This is a genomic window from Pelagibius sp. (genome assembly GCF_028289705.1).
Lineage (GTDB): Bacteria > Pseudomonadota > Alphaproteobacteria > Kiloniellales > Kiloniellaceae > Pelagibius.
In genome coordinates this window covers 1-14,881 of record NZ_JANQOI010000106.1, presented here as the reverse complement: position 1 = coordinate 14,881, position 14,881 = coordinate 1, and the positions used below count along the sequence as shown (strand labels likewise).

Sequence of the window (14,881 nt, the reverse complement as noted above, 5' to 3'; positions counted from 1 at the left end):
AGTTCCAGGATCGCCGGCGCCGCCTCGCGCACCATGTACTCGATGGCGTCCTGGTCGCCCAGCCAGTCGGAGCCCTTGACCGTGTCGTACATGTGCCAGCGCCAGTCGTCCTCGCCCATGTTGCCCAGCGAGGCGGAGACCCCGCCCTGGGCGGCCACGGTGTGGCTGCGGGTGGGGAAGACCTTGGTCACACAGGCGGTCTTGAGACCGGCTTCCGCGAGGCCGAGGGTCGCACGCAGACCGGCACCGCCGGCCCCGACCACCACGACGTCGTAGGTGTGATCGATTACCTCATAGGACTTGGTCATGGTCGGACCTCGGTCTTCTCTTGGCGGCGCCTCTGCATCGCTCTTGCTGCCGGCCTATCCAAGCAGGAGCAGCAATACCGACAGGATGCCGGTCAGCGCCAACACGATTGCCGCCGCCTTGGTCAGCAGCAGGCCGGCAATCTTGAACATCTCGTTATGGACGTAGTCCTCGATGACCACCTGGACACCGAGGTATGCGTGGTAAAAGGTCGCAGCGATCAGGAGGATCAGCAGGCCGGCCACCACCGGCGAGCCGGCCCAGTCGGCCACCGCCGCATGATCGGCGCCGCTGAGGGAGATCACCGCGACGCAGAACCAGAGCGTCAGCGGCACCAGGGCGAGGGCGGTCAGGCGCTGGGCCCACCAGTGTCCCGTGCCGTCCTTCGCCGAACCGAGTCCGCGGACCCGTCCCAATGGCGAGCGCAGGCTCATCTCACGAACCTCCCATCATCACGTAACCGAGGATCCAGCTCAGCAGGGTGAGCGCGCCGGAGGCGCCAACCACCAGCCAGCCGCTGCGCTCCGCCGTCTGCATCTCGAACCCGTAGCCGGCATCCCAGAAGAGATGCCGGATGCCGTTACAGAGGTGATAGAACAGCGCGAAGGTCCAGCCGAAGAGGAAGAGGCGGCCGATGAACGAGCCCACCAGCCCCTGAGCGCCGGCGAAGGACTCCGGGCCGCCGGCCGCCGCGGCGAGCCAATAGACCAGCAGCAGGGTGCCGACCGCCAGCGCGACTCCGGTGATGCGGTGCAGGATCGACAGCATCGAGGTGAGTTGCGGCCGGTAGACCTGGAGATGGGGGGAGAGGGGCCGATTGGAACTGCTCATACGCGGCTGCCTTTGAGCTCTCTTGTGAATGGACCTTCAGACGGACGAGCCAGCCATCCTGTCTGCCCCAACCTGCCGCCTAGGGTGGTGCGTGCGGACCGGGGCTTGCACTGCGCCGTGCAGCGACGGCTATTCTCAGCGACGACCCTCAACAAAACCTCTAGACCGCTTGGATTTAGACCGCAGCGCAGCACAAGTCAACGCGAGGCCCCCTGAAGCCGCGGCTTTCCCGGCGTTCCGGCAAGACCGCAACGGCCTCCGCAGACCGCAGTTCAGGATGCGCGGCGGCATCTCCACGGCGCCGAAGAGTGGCATTTGTGCGGGTACGTGGACTCACCTTTGTGGACAGACTTGTGGGCAAGATGTGAAGGAATTGTGCAGGATCGGCGAAACTATGCACAAGATTTTAAGTCGCTACAGAAATTTCGTGTTGTCGCTAAATCTGATTCAGGCGAGCATTTCCCTGCACGCGAGAGCGCCGAACGGCGGTCGGTGCAGCCCTCCCGAAGGGCTTCGGTCCCTCGGGACGCAGCTTGAGAGGCTTTGGATCTCACGGTCTGGAGAAACGAGAGTTGCGGCGGTCTCCGGGAGCTTCGGTTCCCGAAAACCGGTGGAGGTTGGCCTTCGGGCCAGACGAAGCGGGTTTGCGGCCTTCGGGCCGGGGACGAAGGCATTCGAGAGCCCCTTCGGGGGTTCGCGGAAGCCGGAGGCGCAGCGCCAAAGTTCGGGGATGGGTGGCTTCTTCGGAAGCAATTCATTCGGCACCGGTGGTCGGGTTGCCCTGCAGTTCTTGACCATTGGTTTGGGAGGTGTCGGTCAGATCTTGCACCGTCATCTTCCGGCGATGGCCGCTCCCCTTCCCCGTGTCGGGGAGCCGGCCAGTCCGGGGTCGCAGAGCGTCTCACGAGGCTTTGCGAAGGTCTCCCGCCCGAAAGCGGTTCGCTTGCGGACCGGTGGACGGCAGAGAGGTACTCTCCTTGGAGGGCGTTTCTCGGAGACCGGGGTCAGGAGGTGTCGCTCCGCGGTGCCGGCTGATCGGGAAGACCTCTTCGGAGGTCGACCACCGCCCGGGTGAGGACGTTCGATGGGCAGCGGACTCTGTTCGCCGCTCGAAGGACGCGCCACGAACCGGAAGAAGGACCGCTTGACGAGACAGAAACCAACCGCGTGAGTTCGTTCCCCTCGGGGAATGTTATGATCGTGCAGCGCCTTATCGGTCACGCCAGGCCCGGTATACGCGCGCAGATGATAACAAAGAACTCACAGGCCGCAGCGATCGCGCTGAGCTGGATCCAGCTCTTGAGGCGTCGGGGGTGCCCTTTCTTCCGGGGCACAGCGCAGAAGAGGTCTCCTCCTCTGCACCCGGCGCCTCAGTCATTACACCAGCGATTCCCCCGATTCAACTAAATTTTGTGGTGTCCGCGGAAAAAACCACAAGACTCAGCGTGCGTCCGGATCAGGGCCCGATCTTCGCCCGCGGCATGAGGACGCTGTAGTCGAGGTCCAGGACCACCGCGGGGTCGTAGCGCCCCTCGGCGTCCTTGTAGGGGAAGTCGGCGCAGGCGCGGTCCTTGGTCGCCACCGTGCGCAGCCGCAGCAGACCCAGGTCCTGGCGCCGGTCCACCGCCGTCTTGTCGAGCACCTCCGACCAGGCATAGATCGTATCCCCGGCGAAGCTCGGCGCGGCATGGGTGCCGGCGTTCAGCGCCACCAGCTTCACCGCCGCGCCCAGGCCGTTGAAGCTCAGGGAGCGGGCCAGGGAGATGATGTGGCCGCCGTAAACGATGCGCCGGCCGAATCGGCCCTGGCCTTCGACATGCTGGTTGAAGTGCACCCGTGCGGTGTTGTGGTAGAGGCGGGTGGCGAGCTGATGCTCCGCCTCCTCGATGGTCATGGCATCGCCGTGATCGATCTTCTCGCCGACCTCGAAGTCGTCCCAGCCGTGGGCCGCGCCGGCGGCGGCGAAGTCGAAGCCCGCAAAGTCCAGGCCCTCGGGAACCACGATCTCCTCGGCGCCCACCGCCTCCGGCAGGTCGGGAACCTGCGGCGCCGGCGGCGGCGCGTTCGGATCGCGTTTGCGCACCATGACCCAGCGGACATAATCCGCAACCAGCGCACCGTCCTGATTGACGCCCTCGGTGCGCAGGTAGACCACGCCGGTCTTGCCGTTGGAGTTCTCCTTCAGGCCGATGACCTCGCTCTGCGCCGAGAGCGTATCGCCGGGATAGACCGGCGCCCCAAAACGGCCGGCGGCGTAGCCGAGGTTGGCCACGGCGTTCAGCGAGACATCGGGCACGGTCTTGCCGAAGACCACATGAAAGCTCAGCAGATCGTCGAGGGGCGCGCGCGGCAGCCCGAGGCCGCGGGCGAAGACGTCGGAGGACTGCAGCGCGAAGCGCGATCCGTAGAGCGCGGTGTAGAGCGCCTGATCGCCCGCCGTCAGCGTGCGCGGCGTCGCATGGCGCAGCACCTGGCCGAGGCGGAAGTCCTCGAAAAAGTTGCCGGGGTTGGCTTTCATGAAATCAGGCCGCCGCGTCCAGCTCGGCGATGGCCCGAGCCAGCGCCACCAGCCGCTCTGCGTTTTCGACGTGCAGGTTCTCCACCAGCTTGCCGTCGACCACCACCACGCCCTTGCCCTCGGCCGCCGCCGCGGCATGGGCGGCGATGATCTTGTGCGACCAGGCGACCTCTTCTTCGGACGGCGCGAAGACCTCGTTGGCCTTGGCGATCGTCTTGGGGTGGATCAGGGTCTTGCCGTCGAAGCCCAAGTCCTTGCCCTGGACGCACTGCGCGGCAAAGCCGGCGTCGTCGGAAAGATCGAGGTGCACGCCGTCGACGATGGCCAGGCCGTAGGCCCGCGCCGCCAGGATGCAGAGGCCGAGGCTGGTCAGCACCGGCAGGCGCTCGGGCGTGTGGGCGGCCTGCAGGTCCTTCACCAGGTCGGAAGTGCCCATCACCAGGCAGGTGAGGCGCGGCGAGGCGGCGGCAACCTGTTGCGCGTTCAGCATGCCCAGCGGCGTTTCCATCATGCACATGATGCCCATGGATTGAGGGGCACCGGCGGCAGCCATGCGGGACTCCAGATCGCGCACCATCTCCGCCGTCTCGACTTTGGGCAGCAGCAGAGCATCGGCGCCGCAGCCCGCCACGGCCGCCACGTCGTCGGCGCCCCAGGGTCCGTCCAGGGCGTTGATCCGCACGATGAGCTCCCGCGAGCCGTAGCCGCCCGCGGCCACCGCCTCGGCGATCTGCCGGCGCGCCAGCTCCTTCGTGTCCGGTGCCACCGCGTCTTCCAGGTCCAGGATCAGCGCATCGGCGGGCAGGCTGCGCCCCTTCTCCAGGGCGCGGGCGTTGGAGCCGGGCATGTAGAGGACGGAACGGCGCGGCCGGGCGGTAGCGGGCATGGGCAGGCTCTCTTCAGCGACTGGTCTTCTCCGCCGCAAGTCCGGTGCTATACCGCACCTGCGAACACGGCTCGCGACTATAAACAATGACCCGCCTGTGGCAAGCTGCCGGGCCCGGGGCAGCCGCCAGGCCCCTGAAAAGAGCCAAAAAGCGCCAGAATGCCCCAATGAACGTGATCTCCATCCAGTCCCATGTCGCCTACGGCCATGTCGGCAATTCGGTGGCGGTCTTCGCGTTGCAGCGGCTGGGGATCGAGGTCTGGCCGGTCCACAGCGTGCAGTTCTCCAACCACACCGGCTATCCGGACTGGCAGGGCCAGGTCTTCGAGGCAGCGCAGATAGCCCGGATCATAGATGGGCTGGAGGCGCGCGGCGCCCTGGCGCGCTGCGATGCGCTGCTGACCGGCTACATCGGCGATCCGGCCCTGGGCGTGGTGATCCTGGACGCGGCGGCGCGGATCCGGGAGGCCAAGCCCGGCGCTATCTGGGCCTGCGACCCGGTGATGGGCGACAGCGGCAAGGGGCTCTTCGTGCGCGAGGGCGTCTCCGCCTTCCTGCGCGAACGCGCCCTGCCCGCCGCCGACATCCTTACCCCAAATCTCTTCGAACTGGAGATCCTGAGCGGCGCCAAGCTAGAAACCCCGAGCGAAATCCGCGCGGCAGCCGACCGGCTTCTGGGACAGGGGCCCAGGGTCGTGTTGGTCACCTCCCTCGCCTCTGAGGACGACACGGCAGGAGAGATCCAGATGCTGGCGGTGACCACTGAGGGCGCCTGGCGCATCGCCACCCCGCGCCTGCCCTTCGCAGCCAACGGCGCCGGCGACGCCGTCGCCGCCCTCTTCCTCGGGTTTTACCTGAGCACCCGGTCCTTGCCGGAGGCGCTGGGCAGCGCCGCCTCGGCCATCTTCGAGATCCTGCAAACCACCCTGGAGGCCGGTGAAGGCGAGCTGCAGATCGTCACCGCCCAGGACCGCCTGGAGTCGCCGCGCCACCGGTTCCAACCCGTGCCACTGTGAGGGCCAATGCCCGCCGCCCCATCGCCGCGGACCTATCAACCGTGAATTCCTTTGGCCGATCCACATTGCAGCCTTTACGATCAATACGCTTTGTGAACATCAGGCGGGCCCTCTATGTCCAAACGCGAAGATGCCCTCAACCAATTCGTGCGAGATGCCTTGTCGCAAGGCACCGCGCGCACGGAAATCAGACAGGTTCTTCTGCAGGCCGGTTGGACCAGCAAGCAGGTCGACGCCGCACTTGACGCATACTCGGACGTCGAATTCTCGATTCCCGTTCCAACACCTCGACAGTCCATCTCGGCGCAGGAAGCCTTCCTCTATCTCGTGCTCTTCACGACGCTCTATCTTGCCGCTTATGCGCTGGGCAAGTTGAGCTTCAGCTTTATCGAGCAGGCGTTCCCGGACGCCCTGTACCACACCGGCGACAACACAAGATCGATCCGCTGGTCGATGTCGCAGTTGATCGTCGCCCTGCCGGTCTTCCTGTTCACCACCTATCGGGTGCGGCGCCTGCTGGCAGAAGATCCGACCAAGGCCGGGTCGCCGACCCGCAAGTGGCTCACCTACATTGCCCTCTTCATTGCCGTGGCATTCCTGATCGGCGACTTTGCGACGCTGATTTTCGGGCTGCTGGGCGGCGAATTGACCCTGCGCTTTATCCTGAAGGTGGCCACGGTCGGCGTCATCGCCGGCGCCATCTTCAGCTACTACCTCTATGACCTGAAACGCGACGACCGGCGACTGTGATGAGGATCTCGACCGGCCAGTTGCTCATTGGCGCGCTTGTCATCCTGTCCCTGGCTGCGCTGGTTGGCGGTTTCCTGATTATCGGCTCGCCCGCCAAGCAGCGTTTGCTCGGCCTCGACAACAAACGCATCCAGCACCTGTATCGAATCTCCAGCGCCGTCAATCATTATGCGATCACCAATGAATGGCTCCCCGCCAGTCTGGACGACCTGTCGAACGCCGAGATCGAGCAATTGAACGATCCGGAAACGGGGGAGCCCTACCACTACGAAGTCACCGGAAAGACGACGTACAAGCTCTGCGCCGTTTTCGCATTGGCGGACAGCGACCTCGCAGCGCAGCCACGGGGATACAACTTCGCAACCCACGCGCAGGGGTTCCATTGTTTTCACCTCACGGCCCCCGACTCCTGACGACCGGCGCCCCCAACCGGCTCTTCCCAAAGGCGGCGCTTTCGGCTACAACCGCCGCGCTCACAGGAAAAGGCGCACCCCACCTTGCCATCGTAACCGCCGGTCTCACCAGTTCCACCAGCATCCACGGCCGTGCCCGCGCGCGGCCGCATTGAAACCTGTGAGTTCCTCTTGGTGGCGGTTCGAGACCGGTATGGCACGGCTGGACCGCGACCGGCATCGCTGCCGCCCCGCGGCCGAATTCCCAGCAGTTTGACTCCTCTCTCGCACCGCGCCTGTTCGGCCCCTCGCTGCCGTCGTCCTGACGAACTTCCCAATGGGAAGCGCACGCCGGCATGGGCAAGCCCCTCTCCGTCCTTTGGACGATCACCCCGCAATCCGAACCGCGGCCCTGGCTCACCTGCAGCCGCTGCGGCGGCCCCCGACCCTTCCGCAGCAGCGGGAAATTCCGGCTGAACGCCAACGGCAAGCGTCTCGACGCCTGGCTGATCTACTGCTGCGCGGTCTGCGATCAGACCTGGAACCGCCCGGTTCTGGAACGCCGCACGGTCGCCAGCCTCGATCTGCGACTGGTGACGGCCTTGCGGATGAACGATCCCGGGCTCGCCCGGCGCATGGCCTTCGACCTCGACGGTCTCAGCGGCCATGCCGGGCGGATCGAGCACTGCAACGATCTGCAGGTGCACAAGACGGTGCTTGCCGCGCCGTCGGAGCCGCCACGATCGCTGGAAATACGCTTGGCCGTCCCCGACCCGGTCCGTCTGCGCCTGGACCGGCTGCTCGCCGGCGAACTCGGCCTCGCACGGCAGCGCCTTCAGAACCTGGAGAAATCGGGGCGCCTCGCGCTCCATCCCGCCAGGGCCCGGATGCTGCGGCGGCCGCTTCGCGACGGGCTGCGCCTCACCCTCGATCTGTCCCAAGAGCCGGACGGCGCGGCGATCGCCGCGGCGGCCCAGTCGTCCGATCAGTGATCGGAGCGGTGCAGGATCTTCTTTGTCAGGCCCGTGTCGTATGCCATGGCTTGGTGACCTGGCTCGGATCAACTGCGCCGGCTGGCCGACGCGAGGAGCCCCGCCGCCGCCAGCAGCAGGCCGCCGGTGAGGCGGTTCACCAGAGAGGCGCGGTCGCGCAGCAGCGGCGCGAAGACCTTGCCGGAAAGCACATAGACGAAGGCCGCCAGGCATTCGGTGGCGAGGAAGGTGAACCCGATGACGACGAACTGCGGCAGTGCCGGCTCGCCCGGCACCACGAACTGCGGGAAGACCGCGGTAAAGACCAGGATGGCCTTGGGATTGCCGAGGGCGACCAGGAACTCGCGCCGCGCCATCACGCCGACCGACTGGCGCGCAGCGCCGCTGCCGCCGCCCGGAGTGCTCTGTACCGCCGCCGGTGCGGTGAGCGCCCGCAGGCCGAGATAGACCAGATAGGCGACGCCGACCCACTTCACGATCTGGAAGGCGAGCTCAGAGGCCGCCAGCACCGCGCCCAGACCGAGCGCGGCGATCACGATCATCACCGCGAACGCGCCGATGCGCCCACCCACCGCGGCCAGGGAGCGGGCGGCGCCGAACCTGAGCCCGTTGGTCAGCGCCAGCAGGTTGTTGGCCCCGGGCGAGAGGGAGATCAGCGCCGCCGCCACGACAAACACCAACCAGCTTTCGAAGGACATGGTTTCCTCCCTTGCGCGGGCCTTGCGCGGGCCTTGCGCGGGCCTTGCGCGGGCCTTGCACGGGCGGTGTGCGGCGAGGCCCGCTCCGCGGTCTCAGGAATGCGAGGTTACATGTAGTCGCGGGCCAGGGTCTCGGCGATCTGCACGGCGTTGAGGGCCGCGCCCTTGCGCAGGTTGTCGGAGACCACCCAGATCGACAGGCCGTTGTCCACCGTGGGGTCGCTGCGGATGCGGCTGACATAGACCTGGTCCTCGCCGGCGCATTCCGACGGCGTGACATAGCCCTCGTCGACCCGGTGGTCGACCACGGTCACCCCATCCTGGGCGCTCAGCACCTCACGTGCCTGTTCCGGCGAGATCGGGTTCTCGAACTCGATGGTGATCGCCTCGGCATGGCCGATGAAGACCGGCACGCGCACGCAGGTGGCGTTCACCTTGATGGCGGGATCGAGGATCTTCTTGGTCTCCACCACCATCTTCCACTCCTCCTTGGTGGAGCCGTCGTCCATGAACTTGTCGATGTGGGGGATGACGTTGAAGGCGATCTGCTTGGTGAAGACCTCCGGGCGCACCTGCTCGTTCACGTAGATCCCGCGGGTCTGGGTGAAAAGCTCGTCCATGCCCTCCTTGCCGGAGCCGCTGGCCGACTGATAGGTGGCCACCACCACCCGCCGGATGGTGGCGAATTCGTGCAGCGGCTTCAGGGCCACCACCATCTGGATGGTGGAGCAGTTCGGGTTGGCGATGATGTTGCGCTTGGAATAGCCGGCGATGGCCTCGGCATTGACCTCCGGCACGATCAGCGGCACGTCCGGGTCCATGCGGAAGTGGGAGGTGTTGTCGATCACCACCGCGCCCTTGGTCGCGGCCTTGGGCGAGAACTCCGCCGAGATCGAGGCCCCCGGCGAGGAGAGCACGATGTCGGTGCCCTTGAAGTCGAAGGCCGCCAGGTTCTGGACCTTCACCTCGTCGTCTTCGCCGAAGGAGATCTTGCTGCCGACCGACCGCTCGGAGGCCAGAGCGGCGATGTCATCGATGGGAAACGCCCGCTCGGAGAGCGTCGACATGATCTCCCGGCCGACGGCGCCCGTGGCGCCGACCACTGCAACTCTGTATCCCATAACGCTTGCCTATCTGCCTTTCACATCATCTAGAATGCGGCTGTCGGAAACTGCGGAGCCGGCATCGCCGTCCACGGGGTTTCGTGAGAAGGGGCTTCATATCGATGAGACCCCGGAGTTAAATCAAAGTTCCGCGGAGGGCTCAAGCGGCGCGCCCGCAAAGGCCCCCGCGCAAGCCCGGGAGCCATGCTTTGGAACGCTCCAAGACCTACACGGACTTCTGGCCGCGCTATCTGGCCGAACACCGCAGCCCAACCACCCGCGGCCTGCACTTCTTCGGCACCTGTCTGGGCCTTGTCCTGCTGGCCGGCGCCGTTGCCACCGGCACCTGGTGGCTGCTGGTCGTGGCCCTGGTCTGCGGCTATGCCTTCGCCTGGCTGGCGCACGCCTTTGTCGAGCGCAACCGGCCGGCCACCTTCACCCACCCGCTGTGGTCCTTCGTCAGCGACTTCCGCATGCTGTTCGTCTGGCTGGGCGGCGGGATGGCCGGCGAATTGGAACGCCGGCTGCCCGATGCGTCCTAGCCGCGGATCGCGTTCTCTTCTGTCGTGTCTCCTGAGGACGGCCCTTAAGAGGAAAGGCCGCCCAGAGGGACGGCCTTCCGTTTCGTCCATGGGTCAGGGCGCCTCAGTTCTTGGCAGTCTCCGGCGTGGTCGTCTTGACCACCGGCGTGGACTGCTGGGCATCAGCCGTGACGACGGGTTTTGAGCTCTGAGCCACGTGGGAATAGCCGCAACCGGCCGCAAAGGCAGAGCCTGCGAACCCGGCGACGCCTGCCGCAACCACAAGGGCGGTAAGGGTCTTCTGCATAAAATCGCCTCCCATTGGAGCTTTACCCCGTCACCATAGACCCGGCGGGCCGGGGGGTCAATTGACCGAATTGTGGCGCCAGCGGGCGACCGCCGGCCCCAAATTGGCCGCCGAAAGGACGTCAAAAGGTGATTCGGCCCTGCAGCACGACAATATCGATCGAAGACTCATAGGTGCCTTCCAGGCTGCCGCGGGAGGCGTGGTTGGGATCGTCGAACCCCAGGTCGATGTCGGCATCGGGCAGGAAGATATGGGTATAGGCCAGGGAAACCGACAGCCAGTCGAAGGGATCGTAGGAAACGCCGCCGGAGATCCAATAGCGGTCCTCGTCGGGGATGCGCGGCGTGCGGGTGCGGTCCGGCACCGGCGACTCGTCGAAGGCCACGCCGAGCTTGAAGGTCCAATCCTCGTCAGGCCGATAGGTGCCGCCGAGGGCGAAGAACCAGGTGTTGGTCCAGTTCTCCGCGGTCACGCTGTCGGCCTGGGCCGGATTGTCGAACTTGATCCGCAACTCGCGGAAGCGGCTCCAATGGGTCCACTGGGCCTCACCCATAAGGGCGAAGTCATCGCCGACGTCCTGATGAATCCCGACGCTCACCTGCTCCGGTAACTTGGCGCTGGCGCTGGCGCCGGTATTGGTGAAGGCACCGGTCGCGCCGGACACAAGGGTCCCGACGCCGCTTCCCAGGTCGAAGTCGGCATCGCCTTCCAGGGTGTGAGAGACGAAGGAGCGGTAACCGGCGCCAATGCGGGTGCCCTCCATCGGCGTCACCGTCAGGCCCAGGGTGAAGCCGAAGCCCCAGTCGTCGGCCCGCACCACCGCGCGGCCGTCCTCGGCACCCGGCGTGCCGCCCAGGCCGGCGCCGATGGTGCCGAAGTCGATGGCGTTGGACAGCTTGGCATCGGCGTACTGCGCCACGAACCCGGCACCGACGGAGAGATAACTGTTGATGCGGTAGGCCAGCGTCGGATTGATGTTGAGGGTGGTGAGACGCGAGTCCAGCGCGTGGTAGCGCCCGATCCACCCCTCCTCATTGGAGGTCTTGAGGCCGAACGGCGCGGTAACCCCCAGGCCCAGGCGCAGGTCCTCGGCAGGCGAGATCATGGCATAGGTCGCCGCAACGAGGGCCGAGCGGCCGATATCGTTCAGGCCGGTGAACCCGGTCCCGTTGCCGATGGCGCCACCGCCGACGCCCGGGGTGAAGCTGGCGCTGCCGTTCTTGAACTCCGACTGCGGGACGATGAGGCTGTTGACCACGACGAACTGGTTCCCGTCGTGAAACGTCAGCAGCGACGGGTTGAAGAACATGTTGGAGATATCTTCGACACCGGTGGAGGCGCTGGCGAAGGAATGCCCCTGGGAGGAGCCGCTCTGCTCGCGAATTGCGAACCCCGAAGCTTGGGCGAACTCGGGGCTCGAGGTCAGGGCGATGAGACTGGCGGAGAGGAACAGGCCCGTGAGCCGGGCAGTTCGCTTTGCCACGAGTTCCTCCCTGTGGTGGTTCCCACCCTTAGGAAGAAACTATAGCGTGCATCATGAAGTGGTAAAGTAACGGACCCGCGGCGCCTCAAAAAAAGCTCCGTCGAGGCGGCAGAGGCCGGGCCAGTGCGCCGCCGGCCCGGACTTCTTCAGGAACCGCTGTGGGGTGACGCGGGTCAGGCGGCCCGCCGGTCCAGGGCCGCCAGCAGCGCGCCGCCCATCTGCTCCGTCGACACCGTCGCGGCCCCCGGCGCGGCCCCCGGCGCGGCGATGTCGCCGGTGCGGTTGCCTGCAGCCAGCACATCCTGCACCGCCTGTTCGATGAGATCGGCATCGTCGCCGAGATCGAAGGAATAGCGCAGCATCATGGCGAAGCTGAGCAGGGTCGCCAGCGGATTGGCCTTGCCCTGGCCGGCAATGTCCGGCGCCGAGCCGTGCACCGGCTCGTAGAGCGCCGGGATGCGGCCGGTCGCGTCGGTGGCGCCGAGGGAGGCGGAGGGCAGCATCCCCAGGGAGCCGGTCGCCATGGCCGCGGCGTCGGAGAGCATGTCGCCGAAGAGATTGTCGGTCACGATCACGTCGAACTGCTTCGGCGCACGCACCAACTGCATGGCGCAGTTGTCGGCCAGCATGTGGCTGAGCTCGACGTCGGCGAATTCGTCGGCATGCAGCTTGGTCACCTCTTCGCGCCACAGCACGCCGGATTCCATCACGTTGCACTTCTCCACCGAACAGACCCGGTTGTTGCGCTTCCTGGCCAGCTCGAAGGCCACCCGGGCGACGCGGTGGATCTCCGGCGTGGTGTAGACCTGGGTGTTGATGCCGCGGCGGGTGCCGTCGGGCAGGGTCTCGATGCCGCGCGGCTCGCCGAAATAGACGCCGCCAGTCAACTCGCGCACGATCACGATGTCGAGGCCGGAGACCACCTCAGGCTTCAGGGTCGAGGCCTCGACCAGGGCGTCGAAACAGAGCGCCGGGCGCAGGTTGGCGAAGAGCTCCAGGTCCTTGCGCAGGCGCAGCAGCCCGCGCTCCGGCTTCAGCTCGAAGGGCACTTCGTCCCACTTCGGCCCGCCCACGGCGCCCAGCAGCACGGCATCGGCGGCCAGCGCCTTTTCCATGGTGGAATCGCTCACCGGCCCGCCCTCGGCATCGATGGCGGCCCCGCCGACAAGGCGCTCCTCCACGTCGAAGGACACGGCGCGGCGCTTGTCCATCCAGTCGACGACGCGGCGCACCTCGCCCATCACCTCAGGGCCGATGCCGTCGCCCGGCAGCATCAAGAGTTTCTTGTTGGACGCCATGCCTCGCGTCTCCTCCCAAAAATCAATCTCGTCGTGTCAGGTATCAGGCCGCAGCACGCCGCCTGAGGCAGAGCAGCCCCTGCTTACAGCCAGGGCTGGCTGGTCTTGCGGGCGTCCTCGAAGGCGCCGATGGCCTCGGCCTTCTCCATGGTGAGGCCGATGTCGTCGAGCCCGTTCAACAGGCAGTGCTTGCGGAAGGCATCGATCTCGAAGGCGATTGTGCCGCCGTCCGGCCCGGTGATCTCCTGCTTCTCCAGATCGACGGTGACCACGGCGTTGGCGCCGCGTTCGGCGTCGTCCATTAGCAGGTCCACCTGCTCCTGCGGCAGGGCGATGGGCAGGATGCCGTTCTTGAAGCAGTTGTTGTAGAAGATGTCGGCGAAGCTGGGGGCGATGACGCAGCGGATGCCGGCGTCCAGCAGCGCCCAGGGCGCGTGCTCACGGCTGGAGCCGCAGCCGAAGTTCTCCCCGGCCACCAGAATGCTGGCGCCCTTGTAGGCCGGCTGGTCGAGGACGAAGCCCTCCTTGGGGTTGCCCGCCTCGTCGAAGCGCATCTCGTAGAACAGCCCCTTAGAAAGGCCGGTGCGCTTCACGGTCTTGAGGAACTGCTTGGGGATGATCATGTCGGTGTCGACATTGACCAGCGGCAGGGGCGCGGCCACCCCGGTGAGGGTCGTGAACTTGTCCATGATTGCAAAACCTCCGGGAGCGCGCAGCGGACTTCGGCGCGCTCAGGGGCCGGATCATAGGAGTTTGGGCAAAAAGGTCAAAGCCTTGCTGCCCCTGGGCTCGCAGGGCAGCCATGCAAGACAGAACCGGGCTCAGGCGCCCCAGCGGCGCACGCGGCCGGTATCGACGTGGATGAAGCCGGACTTGCTGTAGAGCCCCACGCCACCGCCCTTCAGGGCCAGGGCCGCCCGGTGCAGGGCCGCCAGATCGCGCTCCGGCAGGCGGACGTCCACCGCCATGCCGCGCATATGGAAGGAGCGCTTGGCGACGCCGTTGCTTTTCGAGGCCAGCTTGGCGTTGGTCTTCGGCGAGCGGTAGGCGGAGATCAGCTCGAAGGGCTGGTCGCTGTCCATTTCGCGGCGCAGCGCGTAGAGCAGGTCGAGCAGCTTGCGGTCCATCTCCCAGACCTCGCCGCTGCGCCAGTCCCGCAGCACGTGGTTCAGCTTGTTCAGGCCCTCGGCCTGCAGCACGCCATCGCGCAGATAGGTCGCCGCCACCTCTTCGCCGGTGTGCAGCGAGCGGAAGGCGAGGCTGCGGGTCTGCGGCAAGGCCGTCGCGGCCTGGGCGAGACTTGGTGCGAGGGCGGTAACGGTAAAGGCTGCGGCGGTGCCGGCGACGGCGGTGAGAAAGCGGCGGCGCGAGGCCGGCCCTGCCGAAACGCACTGCGTCTTATGCTCCATACCGCCTGGGTCCTCTTTCGAGCGGATCTGGGGATCTGTCCGTTCAGACCTTGCGCCCCCAACAACGAACGGACGGTTAACGGCATACACGCTTCGGCTGCGCCTGGCAACCGACGGGGTACTCCGAAAGGGTTAGCCGGACGCCAAAAGCGATGAAGCTGCCGCGGCCACCTCTGTTGTCTTATCGACTCGGACAGGGCGGGCCTATTCCCCGATCAATTCACGATGGGCTCCCACTCAGTCGCCGCACCAGATCCCTCTCCCCCTGGCGGGCAGGGCTATCGCATATGGGCGAGAGCGGAGATGATGTAGTCATCATTCCAGTTGCACTTTTTGATGCGGTGGCTGATTGGGACGGAGGGTTTGTCGGC

17 protein-coding genes are annotated in these 14,881 nt (G+C 66.3%); 5 read left to right on the top strand and 12 right to left on the bottom strand.

All coding sequences use genetic code 11. The annotated features are described in order from the left end of the window. The 5 genes from Q0996_RS14520 to Q0996_RS14500 all read right to left on the bottom strand — a co-directional run. Positions 1-308: FAD-binding protein (locus Q0996_RS14520; protein ID WP_299621012.1), on the bottom strand; the 308-nt coding region annotated here is incomplete at its 3' end. A gap of 54 nt (positions 309-362) precedes the next feature. After that, positions 363-740, bottom strand: coding sequence for a succinate dehydrogenase, hydrophobic membrane anchor protein (gene sdhD, locus Q0996_RS14515; RefSeq protein WP_299621009.1), 378 nt, complete (start codon positions 738-740; stop codon positions 363-365). Between the two features lies 1 nt (position 741). Next, entirely contained in the window at positions 742-1,137 is a 396-nt protein-coding gene (gene sdhC, locus Q0996_RS14510; RefSeq protein ID WP_299621006.1) for a succinate dehydrogenase, cytochrome b556 subunit, read from the bottom strand. 1,456 nt (positions 1,138-2,593) lie between these two features. Then, the gene (locus Q0996_RS14505; RefSeq protein ID WP_299621004.1) at positions 2,594-3,655 is read right to left on the bottom strand and encodes a MaoC family dehydratase; all 1,062 of its coding nucleotides are present in this window, start codon (positions 3,653-3,655) and stop codon (positions 2,594-2,596) included. Positions 3,656-3,659: 4 nt separating this feature from the next. Next, positions 3,660-4,541 carry a CoA ester lyase gene (locus tag Q0996_RS14500; protein ID WP_299621001.1) on the bottom strand — a complete coding sequence of 294 codons (882 nt, stop codon included), beginning with the start codon at positions 4,539-4,541 and terminating at the stop codon, positions 3,660-3,662. Positions 4,542-4,708: 167 nt separating this feature from the next. Between Q0996_RS14500 and pdxY the strand changes: the two genes are divergently transcribed. From pdxY to Q0996_RS14480, 4 genes are all read left to right on the top strand, one after another. Continuing rightward, positions 4,709-5,557 carry a pyridoxal kinase PdxY gene (pdxY, locus tag Q0996_RS14495; protein ID WP_299620998.1) on the top strand — a complete coding sequence of 283 codons (849 nt, stop codon included), beginning with the start codon at positions 4,709-4,711 and terminating at the stop codon, positions 5,555-5,557. 114 nt (positions 5,558-5,671) lie between these two features. Continuing rightward, positions 5,672-6,307 carry a DUF5671 domain-containing protein gene (locus Q0996_RS14490; RefSeq protein ID WP_299620995.1) on the top strand — a complete coding sequence of 212 codons (636 nt, stop codon included), beginning with the start codon at positions 5,672-5,674 and terminating at the stop codon, positions 6,305-6,307. Further along, positions 6,307-6,720: a hypothetical protein gene (locus tag Q0996_RS14485; RefSeq protein WP_299620992.1), complete on the top strand. Its 414-nt coding sequence runs from the start codon at positions 6,307-6,309 to the stop codon at positions 6,718-6,720. Before Q0996_RS14490 ends, Q0996_RS14485 begins: the two co-directional genes overlap by 1 nt. A 335-nt stretch (positions 6,721-7,055) precedes the next feature. Beyond that, positions 7,056-7,691, top strand: coding sequence for a DUF1062 domain-containing protein (locus tag Q0996_RS14480; protein ID WP_299620989.1), 636 nt, complete (start codon positions 7,056-7,058; stop codon positions 7,689-7,691). A gap of 68 nt (positions 7,692-7,759) precedes the next feature. On the opposite strand, the gene Q0996_RS14475 is transcribed toward Q0996_RS14480, so the two are convergent. Beyond that, positions 7,760-8,389 (bottom strand): LysE family translocator, encoded by a 630-nt coding sequence (locus Q0996_RS14475; protein WP_299620986.1) that lies wholly within the window; start codon positions 8,387-8,389, stop codon positions 7,760-7,762. 107 nt (positions 8,390-8,496) lie between these two features. Beyond that, the gene (locus tag Q0996_RS14470) at positions 8,497-9,510 is read right to left on the bottom strand and encodes an aspartate-semialdehyde dehydrogenase (protein ID WP_299620983.1); all 1,014 of its coding nucleotides are present in this window, start codon (positions 9,508-9,510) and stop codon (positions 8,497-8,499) included. A 191-nt stretch (positions 9,511-9,701) separates the two neighbouring features. On the opposite strand from Q0996_RS14470, the gene Q0996_RS14465 reads away from it, so the two are divergent. Continuing rightward, positions 9,702-10,034: a DUF962 domain-containing protein gene (locus tag Q0996_RS14465; protein ID WP_299620980.1), complete on the top strand. Its 333-nt coding sequence runs from the start codon at positions 9,702-9,704 to the stop codon at positions 10,032-10,034. A 103-nt stretch (positions 10,035-10,137) separates the two neighbouring features. Here Q0996_RS14465 and Q0996_RS14460 read toward each other — a convergent pair whose 3' ends face one another. From Q0996_RS14460 to Q0996_RS14440, 5 genes are all read right to left on the bottom strand, one after another. Next, positions 10,138-10,320, bottom strand: a complete 183-nt coding sequence (locus Q0996_RS14460) for a hypothetical protein (protein ID WP_299620977.1) — start codon at positions 10,318-10,320, stop codon at positions 10,138-10,140. Between the two features lie 121 nt (positions 10,321-10,441). Beyond that, entirely contained in the window at positions 10,442-11,803 is a 1,362-nt protein-coding gene (locus Q0996_RS14455; protein ID WP_299620974.1) for an OmpP1/FadL family transporter, read from the bottom strand. A 173-nt stretch (positions 11,804-11,976) separates the two neighbouring features. After that, positions 11,977-13,101, bottom strand: a complete 1,125-nt coding sequence (gene leuB / locus Q0996_RS14450; protein WP_299620972.1) for a 3-isopropylmalate dehydrogenase — start codon at positions 13,099-13,101, stop codon at positions 11,977-11,979. A gap of 83 nt (positions 13,102-13,184) precedes the next feature. Further along, positions 13,185-13,790 (bottom strand): 3-isopropylmalate dehydratase small subunit, encoded by a 606-nt coding sequence (leuD, locus tag Q0996_RS14445; RefSeq protein WP_299620970.1) that lies wholly within the window; start codon positions 13,788-13,790, stop codon positions 13,185-13,187. Between the two features lie 132 nt (positions 13,791-13,922). Next, positions 13,923-14,510 carry a DUF882 domain-containing protein gene (locus tag Q0996_RS14440; RefSeq protein WP_299620968.1) on the bottom strand — a complete coding sequence of 196 codons (588 nt, stop codon included), beginning with the start codon at positions 14,508-14,510 and terminating at the stop codon, positions 13,923-13,925. Positions 14,511-14,881: the final 371 nt, after the last annotated feature.

Coding starts and splice junctions, on each gene's coding strand:
- leuD (WP_299620970.1), bottom strand. CDS start 13,790: ATGGACAAGTTCACGACCCTCACCGGGGTGGCCGCGCCCCTGCCGCTG.
- leuB (WP_299620972.1), bottom strand. CDS start 13,101: ATGGCGTCCAACAAGAAACTCTTGATGCTGCCGGGCGACGGCATCGGC.
- Q0996_RS14490 (WP_299620995.1), top strand. CDS start 5,672: ATGTCCAAACGCGAAGATGCCCTCAACCAATTCGTGCGAGATGCCTTG.
- Q0996_RS14460 (WP_299620977.1), bottom strand. CDS start 10,320: ATGCAGAAGACCCTTACCGCCCTTGTGGTTGCGGCAGGCGTCGCCGGG.
- Q0996_RS14440 (WP_299620968.1), bottom strand. CDS start 14,510: ATGGAGCATAAGACGCAGTGCGTTTCGGCAGGGCCGGCCTCGCGCCGC.
- Q0996_RS14485 (WP_299620992.1), top strand. CDS start 6,307: ATGAGGATCTCGACCGGCCAGTTGCTCATTGGCGCGCTTGTCATCCTG.
- Q0996_RS14480 (WP_299620989.1), top strand. CDS start 7,056: ATGGGCAAGCCCCTCTCCGTCCTTTGGACGATCACCCCGCAATCCGAA.
- Q0996_RS14505 (WP_299621004.1), bottom strand. CDS start 3,655: ATGAAAGCCAACCCCGGCAACTTTTTCGAGGACTTCCGCCTCGGCCAG.
- sdhD (WP_299621009.1), bottom strand. CDS start 740: ATGAGCCTGCGCTCGCCATTGGGACGGGTCCGCGGACTCGGTTCGGCG.
- Q0996_RS14500 (WP_299621001.1), bottom strand. CDS start 4,541: ATGCCCGCTACCGCCCGGCCGCGCCGTTCCGTCCTCTACATGCCCGGC.
- Q0996_RS14475 (WP_299620986.1), bottom strand. CDS start 8,389: ATGTCCTTCGAAAGCTGGTTGGTGTTTGTCGTGGCGGCGGCGCTGATC.
- Q0996_RS14470 (WP_299620983.1), bottom strand. CDS start 9,510: ATGGGATACAGAGTTGCAGTGGTCGGCGCCACGGGCGCCGTCGGCCGG.
- sdhC (WP_299621006.1), bottom strand. CDS start 1,137: ATGAGCAGTTCCAATCGGCCCCTCTCCCCCCATCTCCAGGTCTACCGG.
- pdxY (WP_299620998.1), top strand. CDS start 4,709: ATGAACGTGATCTCCATCCAGTCCCATGTCGCCTACGGCCATGTCGGC.